Origin of the sequence: Bacillus sp. FSL M8-0071 (genome assembly GCF_037975455.1) — a bacterium.
Lineage (GTDB): Bacteria > Bacillota > Bacilli > Bacillales > Bacillaceae > Bacillus > Bacillus subtilis.
The window spans coordinates 1907719-1926618 of sequence record NZ_CP150256.1 but is presented as its reverse complement, the minus strand read 5'-3'; the positions used below and the strand labels follow the sequence as shown (position 1 = coordinate 1926618).

Genomic DNA, 18900 nt, shown 5'->3' with positions numbered 1-18900 from the left:
ATTAAACCTCCTCAGCGACCGATAAGTTTTCATTTTCTAAAATATTGCTTTCTTCATCTAAGCCGAAAGCGACGTTTTTCTCAATCCACTTTCTGCGCGGCTCTACTTTGTCTCCCATTAACGTCGTTACACGTCTCTCTACACGTGCCGCATCGTCAATTTTGACCCTAACAAGTGTGCGGGACTCCGGATTCATCGTCGTTTCCCACAGCTGGTCTGCGTTCATCTCTCCAAGACCCTTATATCGTTGAATGGTATAGCCTTTGCCGACTTTTTTCAGGACATCACCCATCTCTTCATCAGACCATGCATATTCAATGATTTCCTTTTTCCCGCTTCCTTTACTGACCTTATATAAAGGTGGCAGCGCAATGAACACCTTGCCATGCTCAATGAGCGGTTTCATATAGCGATAGAAAAAGGTAAGAAGCAGCACTTGAATATGGGCGCCGTCAGTATCGGCATCGGTCATTATGATGATTTTGTCGTAGTTGATGTCATCGATTGAGAAATCTGCTCCGACTCCCCCGCCGATCGCATGAATGATCGTATTGATCTCTTCATTTTTAAAGATATCAGCAAGCTTAGCTTTTTCTGTATTAATAACTTTACCGCGTAAAGGCAGAACCGCTTGGAATCTGCGGTCTCTTCCCTGTTTGGCTGACCCGCCTGCTGAATCTCCCTCAACGAGATACAATTCATTTTTTGCCGGGTTTCTTGAACCCGCAGGCGTCAGCTTTCCGCTTAAAGTCGCTTCTGATTTTTTTCGTTTTTTGCCGCTTCTTGCTTCTTCACGGGCTTTGCGTGCCGCTTCGCGCGCCTGACTCGCCTTGATTGCTTTTTTGACAAGAAGCGTTGCGGTGTCCCGATTTTCCTCTAAAAAGTAAGCAAGCTGCTCTGAAACAATCGCATCAACCGCTGATCTTGCTTCACTGGTACCGAGCTTTCCTTTTGTTTGTCCCTCAAATTGAAGAAGCTCCTCAGGAATGCGGACAGAAATAATGGCTGAAAGCCCTTCCCTTATATCGGTGCCTTCAAGGTTCTTATCCTTTTCTTTCAGCAAAGCCACTTTTCGTGCATATTCATTAAAAGCACGCGTCATCGCAGTTTTTGCACCTGACTCATGCGTCCCGCCGTCTTTTGTTCTGACATTGTTGACAAACGACAAAATATTTTCAGAATAACCATCGTTAAACTGGAACGCAAAGTCCACTTCTATAGAATGATGCTCACCCTCAAACGAGACCACTTCAGACAAGACGTCTTTTTCTTCATTTAAATAAGCAACAAACGCTTCTATGCCGTTTTCATAATAAAAGACCTCATGCTGGTCATTGCGTTCATCAATCAGCTCAATTTTCAATCCTTTTAACAAAAACGCAGACTCTCTTAAGCGCTCAGAGAGCGTTTCAAAATTATAAGTGGTTGTGCTGAACATCGTTGGATCTGGCTTAAAGTGTGTAAGAGTTCCCGTCTTTTTTGTTTTGCCGATCTTTTCGAGAGATGTAACCGGTTTTCCTCCATTTTCAAATCGCTGCTGATAGACAAAACCGTCCCGCTCAATGGTAACCGTCAGCCATTCAGATAAAGCATTCACGACTGATGCACCAACTCCGTGGAGCCCGCCGCTTGTCTTATAGCCGCCTTGGCCGAATTTTCCTCCGGCATGAAGCACCGTTAAAATCACTTCAGGGGTTGGTTTGCCGAGCTTATGCATTCCGGTCGGCATGCCGCGGCCTCTATCCTGTACAGAAATACTATTGTCTTTATGTATTTTGACGATTATGTGATCTCCATGGCCGGCAAGCACCTCGTCGACAGAGTTATCTACAATTTCATAAACCAAGTGGTGCAAACCTCGCGCGTCAGTAGAGCCAATATACATACCCGGCCTTTTCCTGACAGCCTCAAGGCCTTCGAGCACCTGTATGGCATCTTCGTTGTAATCAAATTGCTGTTTTCTAGCCAAACGTACAAACCCCTTTCAAAAACTAACATTGTCTTTCTCTTTTTCAGTGTTACACATCATTTGTATATAAGATATTTTTTATAAACCTCGCCTCGAGCCAGTACTGCCTTGGACTCCTCATTATAACCAATATGTTTGCAATCGCAACATAGAGCTAACGAATCAGTTCTTCTCAAAACATCGGCTAGTGCTGTATTTACACTATGAGAACGTATGTTTGTTTATTATATATAAAGCAGCAGACCTTCGCAAATCGAACGGCCAAACCCAGCTGGACAAGGTATTCAAAAAAAGCTGTTCAAGCTTTATTGTATCTGTTTCACCGTAATACGCAAACAATATCTTAAAATTAAAAAGCAAAAATCCTTGAATTTACAAGGATTTTTGCAGTTCTGCACCTATTTTGTTACAGCGTGTGCCACTTTTATGCACAGATCCATGATAACCGTTCTGCCTTTTTCTTTTAGCATCTGGTATGCTTCCTCATTAACTAGCCCTTGCTGTGCCCAAAATACTGGCGCATCTGTCTCTAAAAACTCTTCCGCCACTCCAGGAAGCTGTTCTGAGCGCCGGAATACATTTACGATGTCAATCGGACCGTCAATCTCTTTTAAAGATGAAACGGCTTTGACACCTAGCGCCTCATCAATTGTCGGGTTCACAGGGATAATTTCATAACCCGCGTCCTGCATTGCTTTTGAAACCATATGTGACGTTCTATCCGGACGGTCTGAAAGCCCTACTACGGCTATACGTTTGCTTCTTTGAAGAATCTCTTTAATTTCCGCTTTAGAAGGGTTTTGCATCGTATGTCACTCCTTTTCCACTTATTTTACACGATCAAAACAGGAGAAATCAAAATATGATGCATGTTTGATTGGATTGTAAGCAAACTTTACAAAAAAACTTATCATCAGATCATGACATCTCATGTTAAAATAAAAAGAAGGGAATTTGAAAAAGGAGAAATGTAGATGTTAATTGCTTTATTGATTATTTTGGCCTACTTGATAGGCAGCATTCCATCTGGCTTAATTGTGGGCAAGCTTGCCAAGGGAATTGATATTCGGGAGCACGGAAGCGGCAACTTAGGCGCTACCAATGCATTCCGTACATTGGGTGTAAAAGCTGGTTCGGTCGTCATAGCCGGAGATATTTTGAAAGGGACACTGGCAACTGCATTGCCTTTTCTCATGCATGTTGATATTCACCCGCTTCTTGCAGGAGTCTTTGCGGTTTTAGGCCACGTGTTTCCCATCTTCGCCAAATTTAAAGGCGGTAAAGCCGTGGCGACATCAGGAGGCGTTTTGCTATTTTACGCACCCCTGTTATTTATCACGATGGTTGCGGTATTCTTCATCTTTTTATACTTGACTAAATTTGTTTCTCTCTCATCGATGTTAACAGGGATCTATACTGTTATATATAGTTTCTTTGTCCATGATACGTATTTATTGATTGTCGTTACCCTGCTCACTATTTTTGTGATATACAGACACCGAGCGAACATTAAACGAATTATCAATAAAACAGAACCTAAAGTAAAATGGTTATAAGCTTAAAAAACTTCTCTTTTGACACAGAATAGCCTAATACGTTTATAATAGAGAAAATTCAAATGAAGAACAAAGGGGTGTTCTGTTATGAATATGACAATTAACGAAGACGCATTGAACTGGTATAAAGAAGAACTCGATTTGGAAAGCGGAGACCAGGTTCGCTTTTTCGTCCGCTATGGAGGCTGCAGCAACGTTCAAAAGGGTTTTTCTCTCGGTGTAGCGAAAGATGCCCCACAAGAGGCTGGAGTCACTGCAGAAGCTGACGGCATTACCTTCTTTATTGAAGAAAGTGATTTATGGTACTTTGATAACCACGACCTTCTCGTCAGCTATTCAGAAGACGCTGATGAACCGGTTTTTGAATACCAATAAAAAAGAACGCACATCATGTGCGTTCTTTTTTTACAAATGAAATCGTATAAGATGATCGGTTAGGTTTTCTTGTTCCAAAATATATTTTTGTGTTTCACCCAGCAGATCAAAGTGGGGAAATTCACTTTTCTTATGGATCCATTCTTTTTTTAACCCGTACGCCGCTCCCCACTGAACCAGCTTATCAATGTCTGCACAGCCGGCTTTTGTCACGGTCCTTGCTTCTGGAAATCGGTCATCCAGCCAGTAATGTGTTAAAAATGCGATTTCTCCTCTTTTCACTGCTTGTTTCCACCGGTTAAGTTCCTCTCGTTTCACACCAAACGCCATATCCCATTCACTTCCCTATTTTTTGGCCTTTTCATATGCTGTGTGCCAATCAGGAAAAGCTTTGCGGAATTGAATTGGCTTAAAGCTTTCTTTATCCACACAAATATGAGATGAGGTGGCTTTGATGGAAAGCTCACCGGCCGGATTATAAATGTGATAACCATAGACGGTTTTAAAGCCGTTATATTCCTCTATCCATGTATGTACAACCGCGGTTTCTCCGTAATGAAGCGGCTTTTTATAGGAAATGTTGATATCAACGACTGGGGACAGAACGCCTCTTTTTTCCATATCACTATATAAAAAGCCTAAGTCCTTAATTAAGGCCGTTCTGCCGACCTCCATCCACACAAGATAATTAGCGTGATAGACAATTCCCATTTGATCTGTTTCTGCATAACGCACTTCTATTTCTTTTTTTGATACATGCAAGATTACTCTGCTCCCTTAACGTCAATTTAGCCCCATTTTACCATAATCAAATCAGAAAGAAAAAAACCAGGTTTCCCTGGTTTTTTAAGAACGGTATCCGTTTTGTCTCGCTGCAGATTCGTCCTGTATTTCATTACGAAACGCTTCAATGCTCTGTTCGCGCCTTGCATTTTTTTCTTTGATACGCTGTTTATCTTCTCCTGAAGCAAACTCCATTGATGCTTCTGCTTCTTCTATATTTTCAATTGTATTTTGAACCATATCCTGCAATTTTTCCACATTGTCAGAACGATCATCAGGATTAGGCTGCTGATATTGATTTTGGTTCTTTGTCATTCGGATGTACCTCCTAGAAATAAACTCGAATTTTCGCTACTCGCCTTTTGTCTGCATGATAATCGGCCGCTGTCCTGAAGTATCATGCATTTTTTCCCCTTTATTGGCTTTATATTTTACAGGCTTTGTACCCAAGTGGCTTGGAGCATATTGAGGCTGACCGTTTTTCTTGTTGTTTCCCATGTTTATCCCTCCTCAACAGATAGGTTTCTCAAAAGGAGGGGTAAACATGAATACAAATTAAAGGTTATTTTTGCTTAAATCGCTGTTCAAGCTTTTCCTCAAGCTGATTTAAATACTCTGTATTGGTCATCAGCTCTTTTTTGTTTTCCATGACGAGCTCATGAAAAGAACGTTTTCTCATCTTCTTCACGCTTCTCACCTCCGCATATTCTTTTATTTTTTCCAATTCTGAAAACTTGTAAGCATATCTGAGCATAAAAAAAAACTGAATCTAATCAAGATCCAGTTTTTGTTCCATTTCTTTTTTTGTCATGGTGCCAACATGTATGTCTTGGATAACACCTTTTTCATCTAAGATATATGTCGTTGGATATGACATCACGTTATAGTCAGCATTGATCCCTTTTTTATCAATCAGAATGGGGAACGTTAAGTCATAAGTATCAGCAAACGCTCGGACCTGTTTCTCACTTTTCTCAGCTGAAGTGAAATTTACCGCAACAACCGCAAGTTTGTCGGCGTACTCTTTTTGCAGCTTTTCCATCGCAGGCATTTCCTGACGGCACGGCTTACACCAAGTTGCCCAAAAATTGAGCAGCACTTTTTTGCCTTTTGCATCCTGTAAAGAGCTTTTCTCTCCTGATAGCGTTTTCAAAGAAAAATCAGGTGCTTGTTGCCCCTCTTGAATTCCGACTTCTTTTTTGCTGTATGTTTGATATAAATTCCATCCCGTATAACCGACTAGCATGATAAGCAGGATCCCTGCGAGCCATTTTTTCAGCATATGCCACCTCCGCAGCACATTGTGTCATAAAAAGAAGAGAAAGCGAAATGCCTTCTCTTCCTATTGATTCATCAGGACTGCTTCATTTTTTCACGAAGCACCATTTGAAGGATGCCGCCATGGCGGTAGTAATCAATTTCAACTTCACTATCAAAGCGGACGACTGCTTCAAAAGTTGTTACATTGCCGTCTTCATTGATTGCTCTTACAGTCACAAGGTCACGAGGACGAACTGTTTCATCAACATCTACCTCGATGACTTCTTTACCCGTTAAGCCGAGTGTATCCGCATTTTCACCTTGTTTAAACTGAAGCGGCAGCACACCCATGAATACAAGGTTGCTTCTGTGAATTCTTTCGAAGCTCTCTGCAATGACCGTTCTGATGCCGAGAAGGTTTGTTCCTTTTGCAGCCCAGTCACGTGAAGATCCCATACCATAGTCTTTTCCTGCTAATACGACAAGACCAGTTTTATCTTCTTTGTATTTCATGCATGCATCATAGATGGATGTTACTTCACCAGTCGGCCAGTACGTCGTAAATCCGCCTTCTGTACCCGGTGCAATTTGGTTTTTGATCCGAATGTTTGCAAATGTTCCTCTCATCATGACTTCATGGTTTCCGCGGCGGGAACCGTAGGAGTTAAAGTCGCGAGGAGAAACACCTTTTTCTTGCAAGTACTTTCCGGCAGGCGTATCTTTTCCGATTGCCCCCGCAGGAGAAATATGGTCAGTTGTGACTGAATCGCCGAATTTACCGACAACACGCAGTCCTTTTAATGGCTCAACCTTGCCTGGCTCAACAGACATTTCTTCGAAGAATGGCGGATTTTGAATGTAAGTTGACTCGCTATCCCATTTATATAAAGCTTCATCTGTTGTTTCAATTTCGTTCCAGCGCTTGTTGTCATCAAATACTGTTTCATACTCTTTGCGGAATAGCTCTGGCGTAACAGTTTGCTTAACAAGTGCATTGATTTCGTCCATTGACGGCCAAATATCATTAAAGTATACGTTTTGACCATCCTTGCCCACACCGATTGGATCGGTTTTTAAGTTAATGTTTACCGTTCCAGCCAGCGCATATGCCACAACAAGCGGCGGTGAAGCAAGATAGTTGCCTTTAACAAGCGGGTGAATACGTCCTTCAAAGTTACGGTTTCCGGAAAGGACAGACGTAATCAGAAGATCATTTTTCGCAACCGCTTCTTCGATTTCCGGTGAAAGCGGACCTGAGTTCCCGATACATGTTGTACAGCCGTACCCAACGAGGTTAAAGCCAAGCTCTTTCATGTATGGAAGAAGGCCTGAATTCACAAGATATCCTGTAACAACTTTAGAACCCGGTGCAAGTGACGTTTTCACGTAATTAGGCACCTTAAGCCCTAACTCAACCGCTTTTTTCGCTACCAGTCCGGCGCCGATCAGAACGTATGGGTTTGATGTATTTGTACAGCTTGTAATCGCAGCAATGGCGATCGCACCCGTTTTCATAACTGTTTCTTCGCCGTTAAGGAGTTTAAACTTAATTTCTTTATTTTCTTCCTCAGCATTTAAACCGAATCCTTGGTTACCTGCAGGGCTGACTAATTGCTTTTTAAACGTTTCCTGCATAGCAGATAGCGGGATCAAATCCTGAGGACGCTTTGGACCCGATAAGTTTGCTTCAATTTGAGACAGGTCAATTTCAACCACATCAGTAAATTGAGGGTCTTCCGCATCTGGAGTGTAGAACAAGCCATTGCTTCTGCAGTATGCTTCAACAACATCAATATGTTCAGGATCACGGCCAGTCAGGCGCAGGTAGTTAAGCGCTTCTTCATCTACTGGGAAGAATCCGCATGTAGCACCGTATTCCGGAGCCATATTCGCAATTGTTGCGCGATCTGCAAGCGGCAGTTCAGCAATTCCCGGTCCGAAGAATTCAACAAATTTACCGACAACGCCTTTTTCACGCAGCACTTGTGTTACTTTTAACGCCAAGTCAGTAGCTGTTGTTCCGTTCGGAAGCTTGCCGACAAGTTTCGCGCCGATTACCTCTGGAACTGGGAAGTAAGAAGGCTGTCCAAGCATTCCCGCTTCAGCTTCAATTCCACCGACACCCCAGCCGAGAACACCGATACCGTTAATCATTGTTGTGTGTGAGTCTGTTCCGACAAGCGTATCAGGATACGTTACAAGCTCGCCGTCTTCTTCAATGGCATGGACAACACTTGCCAAGAACTCAAGGTTGACCTGGTGCACAATACCTGTTGCAGGCGGTACTGCCTGATAATTGTTAAACGCTTTCTTTGCCCAGCTTAAAAATTTGTAGCGCTCTGCATTTCTTTCGAATTCCAAGTCCATATTTACTGCTAATGCATCTTCTGTACCCGCTTTATCTACCTGTACAGAGTGGTCGATAACAAGATCAACAGGAATTTCAGGGTTGATTTTATCAGGATCTCCGCCGACAGCTGCCATTGCTTTACGCAGTGAAGCCAGATCTACTACTGCCGGAACCCCTGTGAAGTCTTGTAAAATAACACGAGACGGTTTGAACGGAACGTCGATATCCTTTAATTCGGCAGTTCCCCATTTTGCCAAATTTTCCACGTGTTCTTTTTTGATAACGAAGCCGTCAACTTGACGCAATACTGATTCTAAAAGAACTTTGATGGAATAAGGAAGCTTCGAAACCTTTCCTATACCTGAATCTTCTAACGCTTTTAAAGAGTAGTAATGATATGTTTTCCCATTTGTAGTAAACGTTTTTCTCGCTTGGAAAACGTCTTTTGCTGCAGTTTTTTGCTCGTTTGCCATTCTCCAAAATCCCCCTTCAGATCAGATCATTCTCAGATGAACATTACATTCCATCACAATTTTCTCACAATTTCATATTAAAACAAAATCATACATAAGTAAATATCAATGTTTTTATTAAATACAATAAGTTCGACTTATGAGAAAAATGTACCGGTAATTTTTACTGTTTACGCTCTCTCATATAACACAATAAAAGAAGCCATATTATGATTGAGGTGATAATGATGGTCAAAAGAAAAGCGAATCACGTCATTAACGGAATGAATGACGCAAAAAGCCAAGGCAAAGGCGCCGGCTATATTGAAAACGACCAGCTTGTACTGACTGAAGCAGAACGCCAAAATAACAAAAAAAGAAAAACCAATCAATAACACCGAACTCTTTTAAGGAGGTTCTCATTTTATGACCAATAAGAATACAAGTAAAGATATGCATAAAAACGCCCCTAAAGGACACAATCCCGGCCAACCTGAGCCTCTAAGCGGAAGCAAAAAAGTAAAGAACCGAAACCATACAAGACAAAAGCACAACTCAAGCCATGATATGTAAGAAAAGCAGACCTTAGTGTCTGTTTTTTTATGCGTTCACCCATTTATAATCCACCGCATATGATGTAAAGCAAGGTTGATATGTGGAGGAATGCTTCCATGAACCATTCAAAACGCAACGATGCGAATGATTTCGATAGTATGGATGAATGGCTTCGGCAATTTTTTGAAGACCCCTTCGCCTGGTACGACGAAACATTGCCTATTGATTTATATGAAACAAGTCAGCAGTATATTATAGAAGCGGACCTGACTTTTTTACAGCCTACACAAGTAACAGTTACCCTTTCTGGATGCGAGTTCATCTTAACTGTCAAATCGTCAGGACAGACTTTTGAAAAACAAATGATGCTTCCTTTTTATTTTAATGACAAAACCATTCAAGCCGAATGCGAAAATCAAATACTCACAGTCGCCGTCAATAAAGAAACAGAAGATGGCTCTTCTTTTTCTCTTCAATTTCCTCTCAGCTAAACATAAAAAGTCACTTTCATCCCCTATTATGAAAGTGACTTTTTTTCCGTCCATTTATCGTCAAATACCCTCTAGTGACTCTCCCATGGCCAAATAGCAGATTCACTATACAATAGAATATGATCTACTATCTCTTTTGACTAGACGTCTATCACTTTTTTCTATTCTTTTTTTACTGTGTTCTTCTAATCTCTCTTCGTATACAATATGGTTAGAATAAGGGGGAATGATTGATGCTGGAAGGATGGTTTTTATGGTTTATTCTGTTTTGGGTGATCATGATGGTAGTCTTATTATCAATCGGCGGTTTTTTCATGTTTCGAAAGTTTTTAAAGCGTTTACCAAAAGAGGACGGCAGATCAGAGCTTGATTGGCAGGATTACTATATTGAAAACAGCAGACATTTATGGAACGATGAAAACAAACAGTTTCTAGATGAATTGACTGCGCCGGTGCCAGAGCTGTTCAGAGATGCAGCAAAAGCCAAAATCGCAGGCAAAATCGGTGAGCTTGCAATAAAAGAAAAGGTAGCAAAGATTGATCAGCAACTTATGATCAAAGGCTATATTCTCGCAACTCCTAAAAGAGACCATACCTTCTTAAAAAGGCATCTGCGGGACAAAAAAATCGATTTGGAACCTTATCAGACCCTTCTCAAATAAAAAACCTTTCCTGACAAGAGGAAAGGTTTTTTAATTCATTTGAATATTAGATGACTGCAGCTCGTTATGAAGTTTTCGATATGATAAATACATGGCGATTCTCCAAGGCACAATCATACCGAAAGCCAGAATCCAAAACATTCCGCTCAGTGCACCATAATCAATTGATGTGCTCAAGATCGATTTCATCACGATTCTGATCACCAAAAGACCGACTAATATAAAAACAAATGCTTTAGAGCGTTTCATGTAAATTTCATTATTTTTAATTTCGAACTTAGAAGTTTTGATTAGAAAAATAGAGAAAATCACACCTAAAGTGAATGCTTCCAAAAACTCTGCACCAGTTACCCAAAATACCGGAAATAAAAACATTAACGCTCCCGTACTCATAAAAATCGGCGGAAGAATGATTTTTTTTGGTGAAACAGGCTTGTCAGAGGACTTTATTCTGACCACCATCACAGCTACAGCCATTAACACAGCAATAATCGATGAAACTATAATCATCATACTTATCATTCCTTTGTTTCTCGGAGTGTTGATACTATATACTATACTCCAAAACAATAAAAAAAACCATTTTGAAAAGAAATGACTTTAATGTCCCATAACGCGGCTTACAGCTTCCAGCACTTTTGTTTCCTCAAACGGCTTAACAATAAAATCCTTTGCCCCCAGCTCAATTGCTTCCGTTACAATTCTTTGCTGGCGCATGGCGGTGCACATGATGACCTTCGCTTTAGGATCAAAGGTTAAGATATCACGAAGCGCTTTTATGCCGTTTTTCACCGGCATTGTAATATCCATTGTCACAAGGTCCGGGCGCAGTTTTTTATACAGGTCCGCTGCTTGTTCACCGTCCGCCGCTTCGCCTGCGATTATGTAATTTGCCTCTTCCAAGATCTCTCTGATTTTCACTCTCATGAACTTGGCGTCGTCTACAACTAAAACTCTTGTCATATTCCCCTCCAACAATCGATTTCCACAGATAATAGTCTTATTGTACCAAAAACAAAAGGATTAGTAGTAGTACGAAAGTAATTTACCGTCAAAAACCAGTAAAGCCTCCAAAAAGATCTGACAGCAAAATAATGATCAGGCTCATCCAATTAAAGAATAACAGCACACCAATCACAATCATCAAAACGCCACCAGCTTTCATAATGAAAAGCTGGTTCTTCCTTATCCACTTCAGCTTTGTGATAAAAAAAGACAATAAAAGAAACGGTACCGCAAAACCGAGTACATATAACATCATGTATGGCACCGCTGAGCCCGGATTGGTGCCTGCAAGTGTGATAACAGCAGCTAATATCGGACCGGTACATGGTGTCCATCCAGCTGCAAATGCCATTCCGATTAAGACCGACCCTAAAAACCCGCTTGGTTTATGCTTAAAATGGATTCTCCGCTCTTTCATCATAGCCTCAGGCCGGAACACACCGAGTGTAATGAAACCGAACAAAATAATAAGCAACGCGCCAATTTGCCGAATCGCATCGTGATAATCCCTAAACAGGCTGCCAATAAAAGATGTTCCATAGCCTAAAGCAATAAAAATGACTGAAAAGCCAAGCAAAAAACACAAAGTATGAAACAGGCTTCTTTTCTGCAGCAGCAGCTTTTCAGTTTTTACATCGTCCATGCTGACCCCTGTAATATATGACAAAAAAGCTGGGTAAAGCGGCAGGCAGCAAGGCGAAATAAAGGATAAAAACCCCGCTCCGAATGTCAAAAAATAATTCACGTCTCCCATGTCATCATCCCTTCATGATTTGACATTCCTTCAAGTTATGACAAAATCATTTCATTTTTTTAACACTTTCACTTGAAGGATTTCTATTTTCAGAAAAAACTTATATAATTTAATTTGACATTGAGACATTATACTCCTTCTCATTTGAAAATTAGTATAAATATGGATATAATATAAACATTCACTTTGAAGATCTAATGTATGAAAGGATACATCCCTGTGATTAGAGAGCATCTATTAAAAGAAATTGAAAAAAAAAGAGCAGAGCTGCTGCAAATTGTCATGGCGAACGGAATGACATCTCATATTACGATAGAGCTCAGTCAGGAGCTTGACCATCTTCTCATACAATATCAAAAGCAGCGCCTTCGAGCAGTAGCGGGTGATGAATGATTGCAAAATAAAAAACCCGTATAAGGGTTTTTTATTTTATAACCATGTTTCTCTATATCATAATCTTTACGTATTATTTCGTTTGATTATTCATGGCTTTCATCATTTGATTGATTTTCTTTTGAGAAGGTTTCATTCCCATTTGCATCATCATCATGCGTAACATTTGTTCATTAATAGGCGGATTCTTTTTCAGGTAGCTCATCATATATTTACGAGCAATAAAAAACCCGAGTGCAACACCTATGAGCAATGCAACAACGCCCACTAGGATGCCAACCCATAAAGTCATTTTATTTCCTCCTTCATGTTGTCTAGTTTAAAGTGTACTAAACCAAAAGCTATTATACAACATTTACATCTCTTTTTCTTCGGTTTTAGACAAAATTTCTTTCTTTCACCGGATTTAGCCATCCGTAACGCTTCGAATTGAAATCCATTGCTAAGAAGCAAGGGCTTACTTTTCTTAACACTTCAAAGAATATCGTTTCTGCCTCGTAATCTCCCGAAGCCACAATTTCTATCATGTGCTCCTTCATCATAAACGTCGCGTGGCCTTTTGCTTTCGGCAAAGCTATTCTATAAATATAATCCAGCTGCCTGTAATCCGTCTTGTTTAAATTCATTTTTAACCGCTGATGCATATGTAAAATAGGGATTGGTTGTGTAATATATTGAATCTGTTTCTCTGTCATTTCATACTGCTGCTTTTCAAGGCTTGTCCAATGATAGTCTTGAAACAGCTCAAACATAACCGATTCCCGGCCGAAATAGTGATTGGCAAATTCCTCTTTGATCAGGTACGTATAGTAGTGACGTTCCATCTTTTCATCCCCTTTTCCAGCAGCATTTCATTTGCTCTCTATTATACAAAAGAAGAAAAGAAAGAATTGTCTATTACTGTTAAACAGCCAATACTATTTTTGTCGGATAAACAAGAAAAAGAGGATGATTTGACTCATCCTCTTTCAAAAGCTTACTTATTGATTAATGCCTTAACTCGATTCACTACGTTCAGAACTGAGAAGCCGTATTCGTTAATGATGGTTTCACCAGGAGCAGATGCACCGAATCGGTCTATGCCGAGAACGTCACCTTCAAGCCCCGTGTATTTGCCCCATCCAAATGATGAGCCCATTTCAATTGCAAGACGTTTTTTCACATCTGCAGGAAGGACTTTGTTTTTGTATTCATCAGATTGTTTCTCAAAACGGTCCATTGAAGGCATGCTGACAACAGAAACATCGATATTTTCTTTTGCCAATTCAGCCTGCGCTTCAATTGCAAGACCTACCTCTGATCCGGAAGCGATGAGAAGAGCGTCAGGTGTTTCGTTTTTAGATTTAGAAACGACATATGCACCTTTTTCTACTCCTGCCAATGCTTCTTCAGCTGTTTGATCGATGGTAGGAAGGTTTTGACGTGTAAGCACTAGCGCTGTTGGGTGGTCAGTGCTTTGCACTGCAAGCTTCCATGCTGCTGCTGTCTCATTGCCGTCTGCTGGACGGATCAAAGAAAGGTTAGGCATCGCACGGAGTGAAGCAAGCTGTTCAACAGGCTCGTGCGTCGGACCGTCTTCACCAACCGCAATACTGTCATGTGTGAAGACATATGTCACAGGAAGGCCCATTAACGCTGCAAGGCGAATCGCAGGACGCAGGTAATCAGAGAAGACAAAGAAAGTTCCGCCGAATACACGAAGACCGCCATGAAGCGCCATACCGTTTAAGGCTGCACCCATCGCAAATTCACGTACACCAAACCAGAAGTTTTTGCCTGAGTAATCAACCGCTGTAAAATCACCGGCATTTTTAATAGTCGTTTTGTTCGATCCCGCTAGGTCAGCAGAACCTCCGACAAAGAAAGGAATTTTTTTCGCAAGTCCGTTGAGAACTTCACCGGAAGATGCACGGGATGCCAGGCTGCTTCCTTTTTCATACACAGGAACCTCTTGATCCCAGTCCTTCGGAAGCTCTCCTTTGATTGCCAGTTCAAGCTGTTCAGCAAGTTCAGGATAAACTTCTTTATATTTAGCGAATTGAGCATTCCATTCTTGTTCTTTTTTCTCACCTGATTCTTTAACAGCTGCAGCGAAATGCTCATAAACTTCTGACGGAACGTAGAAGTCTTCTTCATATGTCCACGCGTAAGCTTCTTTTGTTAATTTGCTTTCCTCTTTACCAAGCGGCGCACCGTGAACACCGGATGTACCGGCACGGTTAGGTGAACCGAATCCGATTGTCGTTTTCACTTCAATTAATGTAGGTTTCTTTTCATTTTGGCGTGCTTTTTCGATAGCCGCTGTTAATTCTTCAATATTGTTTCCATCCTCAACATAAAGAACTTCCCAATTCATTGCTTCAAAACGCTGTTTCACGTTTTCAGAGAATGAACGGTCGAGGTCTCCATCAAGAGAGATGTCATTAGAATCGTATAGTACGATCAGACGGCCAAGCTGAAGATGGCCTGCGAGTGAAGCGGCTTCAGAAGAAATACCTTCCATTAAATCACCATCACCGCAAATACTGTATGTATAATGATCGACTACGTTAAATGAATCGCGGTTGTATGTTTCCGCTAAATGGCGTTCAGCAATTGCCATACCGACTGCCATGGCAATTCCTTGGCCAAGCGGACCTGTTGTAGCATCAACACCGGCAGTATGTCCGAATTCCGGATGTCCTGGTGTTTTGCTGCCCCACTGGCGGAATCCCTTAAGATCTTCAATACTAAGATCAAATCCGCTTAAATGAAGCATGCTGTATAATAGTGCTGACCCGTGTCCAGCAGATAAAACAAAACGGTCACGGTTAAACCAGCCAGGGTTTGCCGGACTTACGTTCATAAATTTTGTCCACAGCGTGTATGCCATTGGAGCGGCTCCCATCGGCATCCCTGGGTGACCAGAATTTGCTTTTTCAATAGCGTCTATTGACAGTGTGCGAATGGTAGCAACTGATTTCTTTTCAATTGTATCCATAAAAATCCCCTTCCTTATGTGTTGTACCCTTACATCATAAATGTCTGACGACTTTTTCTCAACTGTTTCAGCTTAAATTTGAGAGAAACTTGTTGAATTTTGTCACATAAGAGTTTTGATTATAGTATATGCAAAAGAGGAATACGATATTGCCGTATTCCTCTTATATTAGTGAAGTTTGTTATTTCTTTGTTCTCTTTTTAGCTTTTCTGGTGTAACATCATTGCCTTCTGGGTCAATGATTTTCACACTTTTTAACGTGTTCTTCATAGAAGAACGAAAACCTTTCAAGTACTCTTGACGGAGCTTTTGCTGTTCGGCTTTTTCTTCTTCTGTAATAACGCCAGCTTTAGCTTTGGCAGCAAGTTCATTAATTCTGGCAATTTTCGCGTTTGAAATCATGTTAAACTCCTTTATTGCATTTTGTCTATATAGTACTAGATCAAAAAAAGTTTTACAACTGATTCACTCTGCTGTCTCTTCATTCTCTATGTATTCCTGAAAACGCCGGTGAACGGTTGCTTTAGAGACATCATAGCCAAACCCTCTTAGAGTAGCCGCGATTTCAGCAAACGTCAGTTTATTCGCTCTCAGGCGGACGATCTCAGAGATTGGCACCTCTATTTTTTCTTTTCCACTGTTCTCATGTTGGTTTTTTAAGTTTTTTTGCGGTTTAAAACCGTTTTTTACTGCACGTTTCATTCCCCGTCTGATTTTCATGTTGTGAATCTTTCGCTGATACTCTTCCACAATGCTGACGATTTCCAAGACCATTGAGTCAGCCTCCGATAACTCCAGTTCACCTCTATGAGCCGTTGTATAGACTTTCACACCTTCTCTATAAATACAATGAAGCAGTGCGATTTTTGCGTTTCCCCGTCCGAGCCTTGTCTCATCCTGAACCAAAATGACATCAATTCCAGCGTTCTTAATCTCATCAAGCAGCTCAAATACACCATCCCGATCCATTTCATATCCGCTGGCTTTTTCTGAAATCACTTTGACCACTTCCATGCCGTTCTCCGCTGCAATGGCCGTAAGCTCCTCCTCCTGCCGCTTTAATGACGTTTCCTGCTGTTCTTTATTTGTGCTTACACGGGCATAAATGAGTGCTTTCATTTTATCTCTCTTTCCTCTCTATTTTACAGTTGCTAATTCATATGCATCCTGATGCTTCTTTTTCAATGGGATCACTAACTCATCACCCGGCTGGATATCAGAGGTTTGAAGTTGATTTTTATCAGCTACCCATTCAATAAAATCATTTTTGTTTATCTTTTTTGTATCTGCTACCTGATCAGCAATTGACCAGAGTGTGTCGCCTTGCTGGACTTCTATTTTAACATACTGATTAAGCTCTTGGCCGCTGCTTGTATATGACAGCATAAGGATAACCGCGCTCAAAATCACTGTGAACAGACCGACAAAAATAATAGATTCTTTACTCATGATCATAACCTCCAACAGGAATGTTTGTTCGCATTTTTATAATTTCAGTATATACGAACAAACGTTTCTGTCAATTGTTTTTTCGAACCTATGTTTGTACTGTAAGGAAAATCATGCTATAATCTTCTTAAAATCGACGTTTTGAGGTGCGAAAAATGACGAAGCTATCAAAAAGGCAACTTGATATCCTCCGTTTTATTAAAGCAGAGGTTAAATCAAAAGGATATCCGCCTTCCGTGAGAGAGATCGGAGAGGCTGTCGGGCTTGCGTCCAGCTCTACTGTCCACGGCCATTTGGCCCGCTTGGAAACAAAAGGGCTGATCAGACGGGATCCGACAAAACCAAGAGCAATAGAAATTCTTGATGAAGAAGTAGACATTCCGCAAAGCAAGGTCGTTAATGTACCGGTCATCGGGAAAGTCACGGCGGGATCTCCTATTACTGCAGTAGAAAATATTGAAGAATATTTTCCGCTCCCTGACCGCATGGTTCCTCCAGACGAGCATGTATTTATGCTGGAGATTATGGGAGACAGTATGATAGATGCTGGTATTCTCGATAAGGACTATGTCATCGTTAAACAGCAAAACACAGCGAACAATGGGGAAATTGTAGTTGCGATGACAGAAGATGATGAAGCAACTGTAAAACGATTCTATAAAGAGGATACCCACATTCGCTTGCAGCCTGAGAACCCAACGATGGAACCTATCATTTTGCAGAATGTCAGCATTCTAGGGAAAGTGATTGGCGTGTTCAGAACCGTCCATTAATCTATTGATCTATCAGATGCATAAAATAACCCCCTCTTCCTTTACGGAGAGGGGGTTTGTTGTTCAAAAAAAGCAGGCTCGCCCTGACTTTTGGGTGCGAGCCTGAATAGGAGGAAAAAGAACATCATGTTTACACCATAATTATCCACCAAAAGATTGTTGAAGTCAAGAAATTTTCTTTCCTTTAGGAAACTTTTATCAAAATATGAACATTTAAAATATTAGACGCCATCTTCTTAAAAACGTTTCATTTTTTAGGTCGTGGAAGGATACGGTTTCATATTTCTTAAGGGGCGAAGCAATTGAAATATACTGAAAATTTAGTACATAGTTTAATTAGTTCAACATTCTGATAAAACAGCTCGCTTTCTTCATATAAAATGTAATATGTATTTCAATTTCACCTTCACCCAATCACTTGTGCAGTTCAAAAGATATGGCATCGTTGAACAAGTCGGGTAGAAACCTTCCCCAAACATAAAGTCTCCACCAACACCCTTCTTTAAATTTAACCTTATATGAAATATGGTTGTGATATCAAAAGTTTCATCATAAAAAGTGCATATGCGTTTTTTCTTGTTTGTAATATCGAAGCCTGTCTTGAAGGGTTCCGGTATGAAATTCAAATTTGTGGCCGTCAGGGTCGGTAAAATAAATTGATTTTCGATCGCGTTCATCTCGTTCTCTGCCAGGCAGAATATTGACATGAAGTCTTTTTAATTTAGCTGATACCTCCTCAAATTCATGATCTTCAATTGTAAAAGCAATATGGGTATAAGAAAGCTTAATGTCATTTCTCGGGATGTCTGGTTCTTCATTAAGCGCTAGCCAGATGCCGTTCATGTCAAAATATGCAGTTGTTCTTCCCTTTACCAAAAGCTTTGCATCAAACACTTTTTGATAAAAATCAATCGATGTATCCAAATGCGAAACTGAAAATAGCAAGTGATTGATTCCTTTTATCTCCACAAATCATTCCCCCCCTTGATAGCTGATCATCCACATATACGACTTTTTTCATAAGAAAGTTTCATACAGCTGAAAAAAATACCAGTGTAAACAAAAACGGACTGTTTAAAATAGTAACATGACC

The 18900-nt window shown here is 40.7% G+C and carries 27 protein-coding genes and 1 pseudogene; 8 read left to right on the top strand and 20 right to left on the bottom strand.

The features are described from left to right. Position 1: 1 nt before the first annotated feature. Positions 2–1969: a DNA topoisomerase IV subunit B gene (parE, locus tag MKX71_RS09730; RefSeq protein ID WP_014479944.1), complete on the bottom strand. Its 1968-nt coding sequence runs from the start codon at positions 1967–1969 to the stop codon at positions 2–4. A gap of 398 nt (positions 1970–2367) precedes the next feature. Beyond that, a complete protein-coding gene (locus MKX71_RS09725; protein ID WP_003245606.1) occupies positions 2368–2775 on the bottom strand; it encodes a CoA-binding protein in 408 nt (135 codons plus the stop codon). A 168-nt stretch (positions 2776–2943) separates the two neighbouring features. Here MKX71_RS09725 and plsY point away from each other — a divergent pair, with 168 nt between their 5' ends. After that, entirely contained in the window at positions 2944–3525 is a 582-nt protein-coding gene (plsY, locus tag MKX71_RS09720) for a glycerol-3-phosphate 1-O-acyltransferase PlsY (RefSeq protein ID WP_003231560.1), read from the top strand. A gap of 87 nt (positions 3526–3612) precedes the next feature. Continuing rightward, positions 3613–3900 carry a HesB/YadR/YfhF family protein gene (locus tag MKX71_RS09715; RefSeq protein WP_003231562.1) on the top strand — a complete coding sequence of 96 codons (288 nt, stop codon included), beginning with the start codon at positions 3613–3615 and terminating at the stop codon, positions 3898–3900. A gap of 30 nt (positions 3901–3930) precedes the next feature. On the opposite strand, the gene MKX71_RS09710 is transcribed toward MKX71_RS09715, so the two are convergent. From MKX71_RS09710 to acnA, 7 genes are all read right to left on the bottom strand, one after another. Beyond that, positions 3931–4230 carry a hypothetical protein gene (locus tag MKX71_RS09710; protein WP_024571429.1) on the bottom strand — a complete coding sequence of 100 codons (300 nt, stop codon included), beginning with the start codon at positions 4228–4230 and terminating at the stop codon, positions 3931–3933. A 15-nt stretch (positions 4231–4245) separates the two neighbouring features. Further along, positions 4246–4662: a YbgC/FadM family acyl-CoA thioesterase gene (locus tag MKX71_RS09705; RefSeq protein WP_017696516.1), complete on the bottom strand. Its 417-nt coding sequence runs from the start codon at positions 4660–4662 to the stop codon at positions 4246–4248. 84 nt (positions 4663–4746) lie between these two features. Continuing rightward, on the bottom strand, positions 4747–4998 hold the full coding sequence (tlp, locus tag MKX71_RS09700) for a small acid-soluble spore protein Tlp (RefSeq protein WP_003231568.1): 252 nt from the start codon (positions 4996–4998) through the stop codon (positions 4747–4749). 36 nt (positions 4999–5034) lie between these two features. Beyond that, positions 5035–5181: an acid-soluble spore protein SspN gene (sspN, locus tag MKX71_RS09695; RefSeq protein WP_003231569.1), complete on the bottom strand. Its 147-nt coding sequence runs from the start codon at positions 5179–5181 to the stop codon at positions 5035–5037. Between the two features lie 64 nt (positions 5182–5245). Continuing rightward, positions 5246–5371: an FbpB family small basic protein gene (locus MKX71_RS09690; RefSeq protein ID WP_003244964.1), complete on the bottom strand. Its 126-nt coding sequence runs from the start codon at positions 5369–5371 to the stop codon at positions 5246–5248. 81 nt (positions 5372–5452) lie between these two features. Beyond that, positions 5453–5965, bottom strand: a complete 513-nt coding sequence (locus MKX71_RS09685; protein WP_003244797.1) for a redoxin domain-containing protein — start codon at positions 5963–5965, stop codon at positions 5453–5455. A gap of 71 nt (positions 5966–6036) precedes the next feature. Further along, a complete protein-coding gene (gene acnA, locus MKX71_RS09680; RefSeq protein ID WP_003231573.1) occupies positions 6037–8766 on the bottom strand; it encodes an aconitate hydratase AcnA in 2730 nt (909 codons plus the stop codon). A gap of 227 nt (positions 8767–8993) precedes the next feature. On the opposite strand from acnA, the gene sspO reads away from it, so the two are divergent. From sspO to yneK, 4 genes are all read left to right on the top strand, one after another. After that, positions 8994–9140, top strand: coding sequence for an acid-soluble spore protein SspO (gene sspO / locus MKX71_RS09675; protein WP_003244839.1), 147 nt, complete (start codon positions 8994–8996; stop codon positions 9138–9140). Positions 9141–9171: 31 nt separating this feature from the next. Continuing rightward, the gene (locus tag MKX71_RS09670) at positions 9172–9318 is read left to right on the top strand and encodes a small acid-soluble spore protein P (RefSeq protein WP_003221237.1); all 147 of its coding nucleotides are present in this window, start codon (positions 9172–9174) and stop codon (positions 9316–9318) included. Positions 9319–9398: 80 nt separating this feature from the next. Continuing rightward, complete coding sequence (cotM, locus tag MKX71_RS09665) at positions 9399–9791, top strand: outer spore coat protein CotM (protein WP_015251997.1); 393 nt, start codon at positions 9399–9401, stop codon at positions 9789–9791. Positions 9792–10024: 233 nt separating this feature from the next. Further along, complete coding sequence (yneK, locus tag MKX71_RS09660) at positions 10025–10453, top strand: DynA interaction protein YneK (protein WP_015251998.1); 429 nt, start codon at positions 10025–10027, stop codon at positions 10451–10453. A gap of 30 nt (positions 10454–10483) precedes the next feature. On the opposite strand, the gene MKX71_RS09655 is transcribed toward yneK, so the two are convergent. The 3 genes from MKX71_RS09655 to ccdA all read right to left on the bottom strand — a co-directional run bounded on the left by MKX71_RS09655 (position 10484) and on the right by ccdA (position 12212). After that, positions 10484–10975, bottom strand: a complete 492-nt coding sequence (locus MKX71_RS09655; RefSeq protein ID WP_010886519.1) for a CcdC family protein — start codon at positions 10973–10975, stop codon at positions 10484–10486. Positions 10976–11053: 78 nt separating this feature from the next. Then, on the bottom strand, positions 11054–11416 hold the full coding sequence (locus MKX71_RS09650) for a response regulator (RefSeq protein ID WP_003245707.1): 363 nt from the start codon (positions 11414–11416) through the stop codon (positions 11054–11056). An 88-nt stretch (positions 11417–11504) separates the two neighbouring features. Beyond that, positions 11505–12212: a cytochrome c-type biogenesis protein CcdA gene (ccdA, locus tag MKX71_RS09645; protein ID WP_003231585.1), complete on the bottom strand. Its 708-nt coding sequence runs from the start codon at positions 12210–12212 to the stop codon at positions 11505–11507. Positions 12213–12431: 219 nt separating this feature from the next. Between ccdA and ynzD the strand changes: the two genes are divergently transcribed. Further along, on the top strand, positions 12432–12605 hold the full coding sequence (gene ynzD / locus MKX71_RS09640; protein ID WP_010886518.1) for an aspartyl-phosphate phosphatase YnzD: 174 nt from the start codon (positions 12432–12434) through the stop codon (positions 12603–12605). 73 nt (positions 12606–12678) lie between these two features. Here the strand turns inward: ynzD and MKX71_RS09635 are convergent, their stop codons facing one another. From MKX71_RS09635 to yneA, 6 genes are all read right to left on the bottom strand, one after another. Next, entirely contained in the window at positions 12679–12897 is a 219-nt protein-coding gene (locus MKX71_RS09635) for a YneF family protein (protein ID WP_003221221.1), read from the bottom strand. 85 nt (positions 12898–12982) lie between these two features. Next, positions 12983–13429 carry a sporulation inhibitor of replication protein SirA gene (sirA, locus tag MKX71_RS09630; protein ID WP_003231591.1) on the bottom strand — a complete coding sequence of 149 codons (447 nt, stop codon included), beginning with the start codon at positions 13427–13429 and terminating at the stop codon, positions 12983–12985. Between the two features lie 152 nt (positions 13430–13581). Continuing rightward, positions 13582–15585: a transketolase gene (tkt, locus tag MKX71_RS09625; protein ID WP_339231994.1), complete on the bottom strand. Its 2004-nt coding sequence runs from the start codon at positions 15583–15585 to the stop codon at positions 13582–13584. Positions 15586–15753: 168 nt separating this feature from the next. Then, complete coding sequence (locus MKX71_RS09620) at positions 15754–15987, bottom strand: DUF896 domain-containing protein (protein WP_003231595.1); 234 nt, start codon at positions 15985–15987, stop codon at positions 15754–15756. Positions 15988–16050: 63 nt separating this feature from the next. Further along, positions 16051–16704: a recombinase family protein gene (locus tag MKX71_RS09615; protein ID WP_015383764.1), complete on the bottom strand. Its 654-nt coding sequence runs from the start codon at positions 16702–16704 to the stop codon at positions 16051–16053. 18 nt (positions 16705–16722) lie between these two features. Then, complete coding sequence (gene yneA / locus MKX71_RS09610) at positions 16723–17040, bottom strand: cell division suppressor protein YneA (RefSeq protein WP_015252003.1); 318 nt, start codon at positions 17038–17040, stop codon at positions 16723–16725. 149 nt (positions 17041–17189) lie between these two features. Here yneA and lexA point away from each other — a divergent pair, with 149 nt between their 5' ends. Next, positions 17190–17807: a transcriptional repressor LexA gene (lexA, locus tag MKX71_RS09605; RefSeq protein WP_339231993.1), complete on the top strand. Its 618-nt coding sequence runs from the start codon at positions 17190–17192 to the stop codon at positions 17805–17807. 286 nt (positions 17808–18093) lie between these two features. Here lexA and MKX71_RS09600 read toward each other — a convergent pair. Both MKX71_RS09600 and fosM read right to left on the bottom strand, forming a co-directional pair. After that, positions 18094–18433: pseudogene (locus MKX71_RS09600) on the bottom strand (hypothetical protein). Further along, complete coding sequence (fosM, locus tag MKX71_RS09595; RefSeq protein ID WP_014479937.1) at positions 18357–18776, bottom strand: FosM family fosfomycin resistance protein; 420 nt, start codon at positions 18774–18776, stop codon at positions 18357–18359. The pseudogene MKX71_RS09600 and the gene fosM overlap by 77 nt, the downstream one beginning before the upstream one ends. Positions 18777–18900 lie beyond the last annotated feature (124 nt).

What these genes read in the sequence shown, in the direction of transcription:
- MKX71_RS09725 (WP_003245606.1), bottom strand. Translation starts at nt 2,775, where the DNA reads ATGCAAAACCCTTCTAAAGCGGAAATTAAAGAGATTCTTCAAAGAAGC.
- plsY (WP_003231560.1), top strand. Translation starts at nt 2,944, where the DNA reads ATGTTAATTGCTTTATTGATTATTTTGGCCTACTTGATAGGCAGCATT.
- MKX71_RS09715 (WP_003231562.1), top strand. Translation starts at nt 3,613, where the DNA reads ATGAATATGACAATTAACGAAGACGCATTGAACTGGTATAAAGAAGAA.
- MKX71_RS09710 (WP_024571429.1), bottom strand. Translation starts at nt 4,230, where the DNA reads ATGGCGTTTGGTGTGAAACGAGAGGAACTTAACCGGTGGAAACAAGCA.
- tlp (WP_003231568.1), bottom strand. Translation starts at nt 4,998, where the DNA reads ATGACAAAGAACCAAAATCAATATCAGCAGCCTAATCCTGATGATCGT.
- sspN (WP_003231569.1), bottom strand. Translation starts at nt 5,181, where the DNA reads ATGGGAAACAACAAGAAAAACGGTCAGCCTCAATATGCTCCAAGCCAC.
- MKX71_RS09685 (WP_003244797.1), bottom strand. Translation starts at nt 5,965, where the DNA reads ATGCTGAAAAAATGGCTCGCAGGGATCCTGCTTATCATGCTAGTCGGT.
- acnA (WP_003231573.1), bottom strand. Translation starts at nt 8,766, where the DNA reads ATGGCAAACGAGCAAAAAACTGCAGCAAAAGACGTTTTCCAAGCGAGA.
- sspO (WP_003244839.1), top strand. Translation starts at nt 8,994, where the DNA reads ATGGTCAAAAGAAAAGCGAATCACGTCATTAACGGAATGAATGACGCA.
- MKX71_RS09670 (WP_003221237.1), top strand. Translation starts at nt 9,172, where the DNA reads ATGACCAATAAGAATACAAGTAAAGATATGCATAAAAACGCCCCTAAA.
- cotM (WP_015251997.1), top strand. Translation starts at nt 9,399, where the DNA reads ATGTGGAGGAATGCTTCCATGAACCATTCAAAACGCAACGATGCGAAT.
- yneK (WP_015251998.1), top strand. Translation starts at nt 10,025, where the DNA reads ATGCTGGAAGGATGGTTTTTATGGTTTATTCTGTTTTGGGTGATCATG.
- MKX71_RS09655 (WP_010886519.1), bottom strand. Translation starts at nt 10,975, where the DNA reads ATGATAAGTATGATGATTATAGTTTCATCGATTATTGCTGTGTTAATG.
- MKX71_RS09650 (WP_003245707.1), bottom strand. Translation starts at nt 11,416, where the DNA reads ATGACAAGAGTTTTAGTTGTAGACGACGCCAAGTTCATGAGAGTGAAA.
- ccdA (WP_003231585.1), bottom strand. Translation starts at nt 12,212, where the DNA reads ATGGGAGACGTGAATTATTTTTTGACATTCGGAGCGGGGTTTTTATCC.
- MKX71_RS09635 (WP_003221221.1), bottom strand. Translation starts at nt 12,897, where the DNA reads ATGACTTTATGGGTTGGCATCCTAGTGGGCGTTGTTGCATTGCTCATA.
- sirA (WP_003231591.1), bottom strand. Translation starts at nt 13,429, where the DNA reads ATGGAACGTCACTACTATACGTACCTGATCAAAGAGGAATTTGCCAAT.
- tkt (WP_339231994.1), bottom strand. Translation starts at nt 15,585, where the DNA reads ATGGATACAATTGAAAAGAAATCAGTTGCTACCATTCGCACACTGTCA.
- MKX71_RS09620 (WP_003231595.1), bottom strand. Translation starts at nt 15,987, where the DNA reads ATGATTTCAAACGCGAAAATTGCCAGAATTAATGAACTTGCTGCCAAA.
- MKX71_RS09615 (WP_015383764.1), bottom strand. Translation starts at nt 16,704, where the DNA reads ATGAAAGCACTCATTTATGCCCGTGTAAGCACAAATAAAGAACAGCAG.
- yneA (WP_015252003.1), bottom strand. Translation starts at nt 17,040, where the DNA reads ATGATCATGAGTAAAGAATCTATTATTTTTGTCGGTCTGTTCACAGTG.
- lexA (WP_339231993.1), top strand. Translation starts at nt 17,190, where the DNA reads ATGACGAAGCTATCAAAAAGGCAACTTGATATCCTCCGTTTTATTAAA.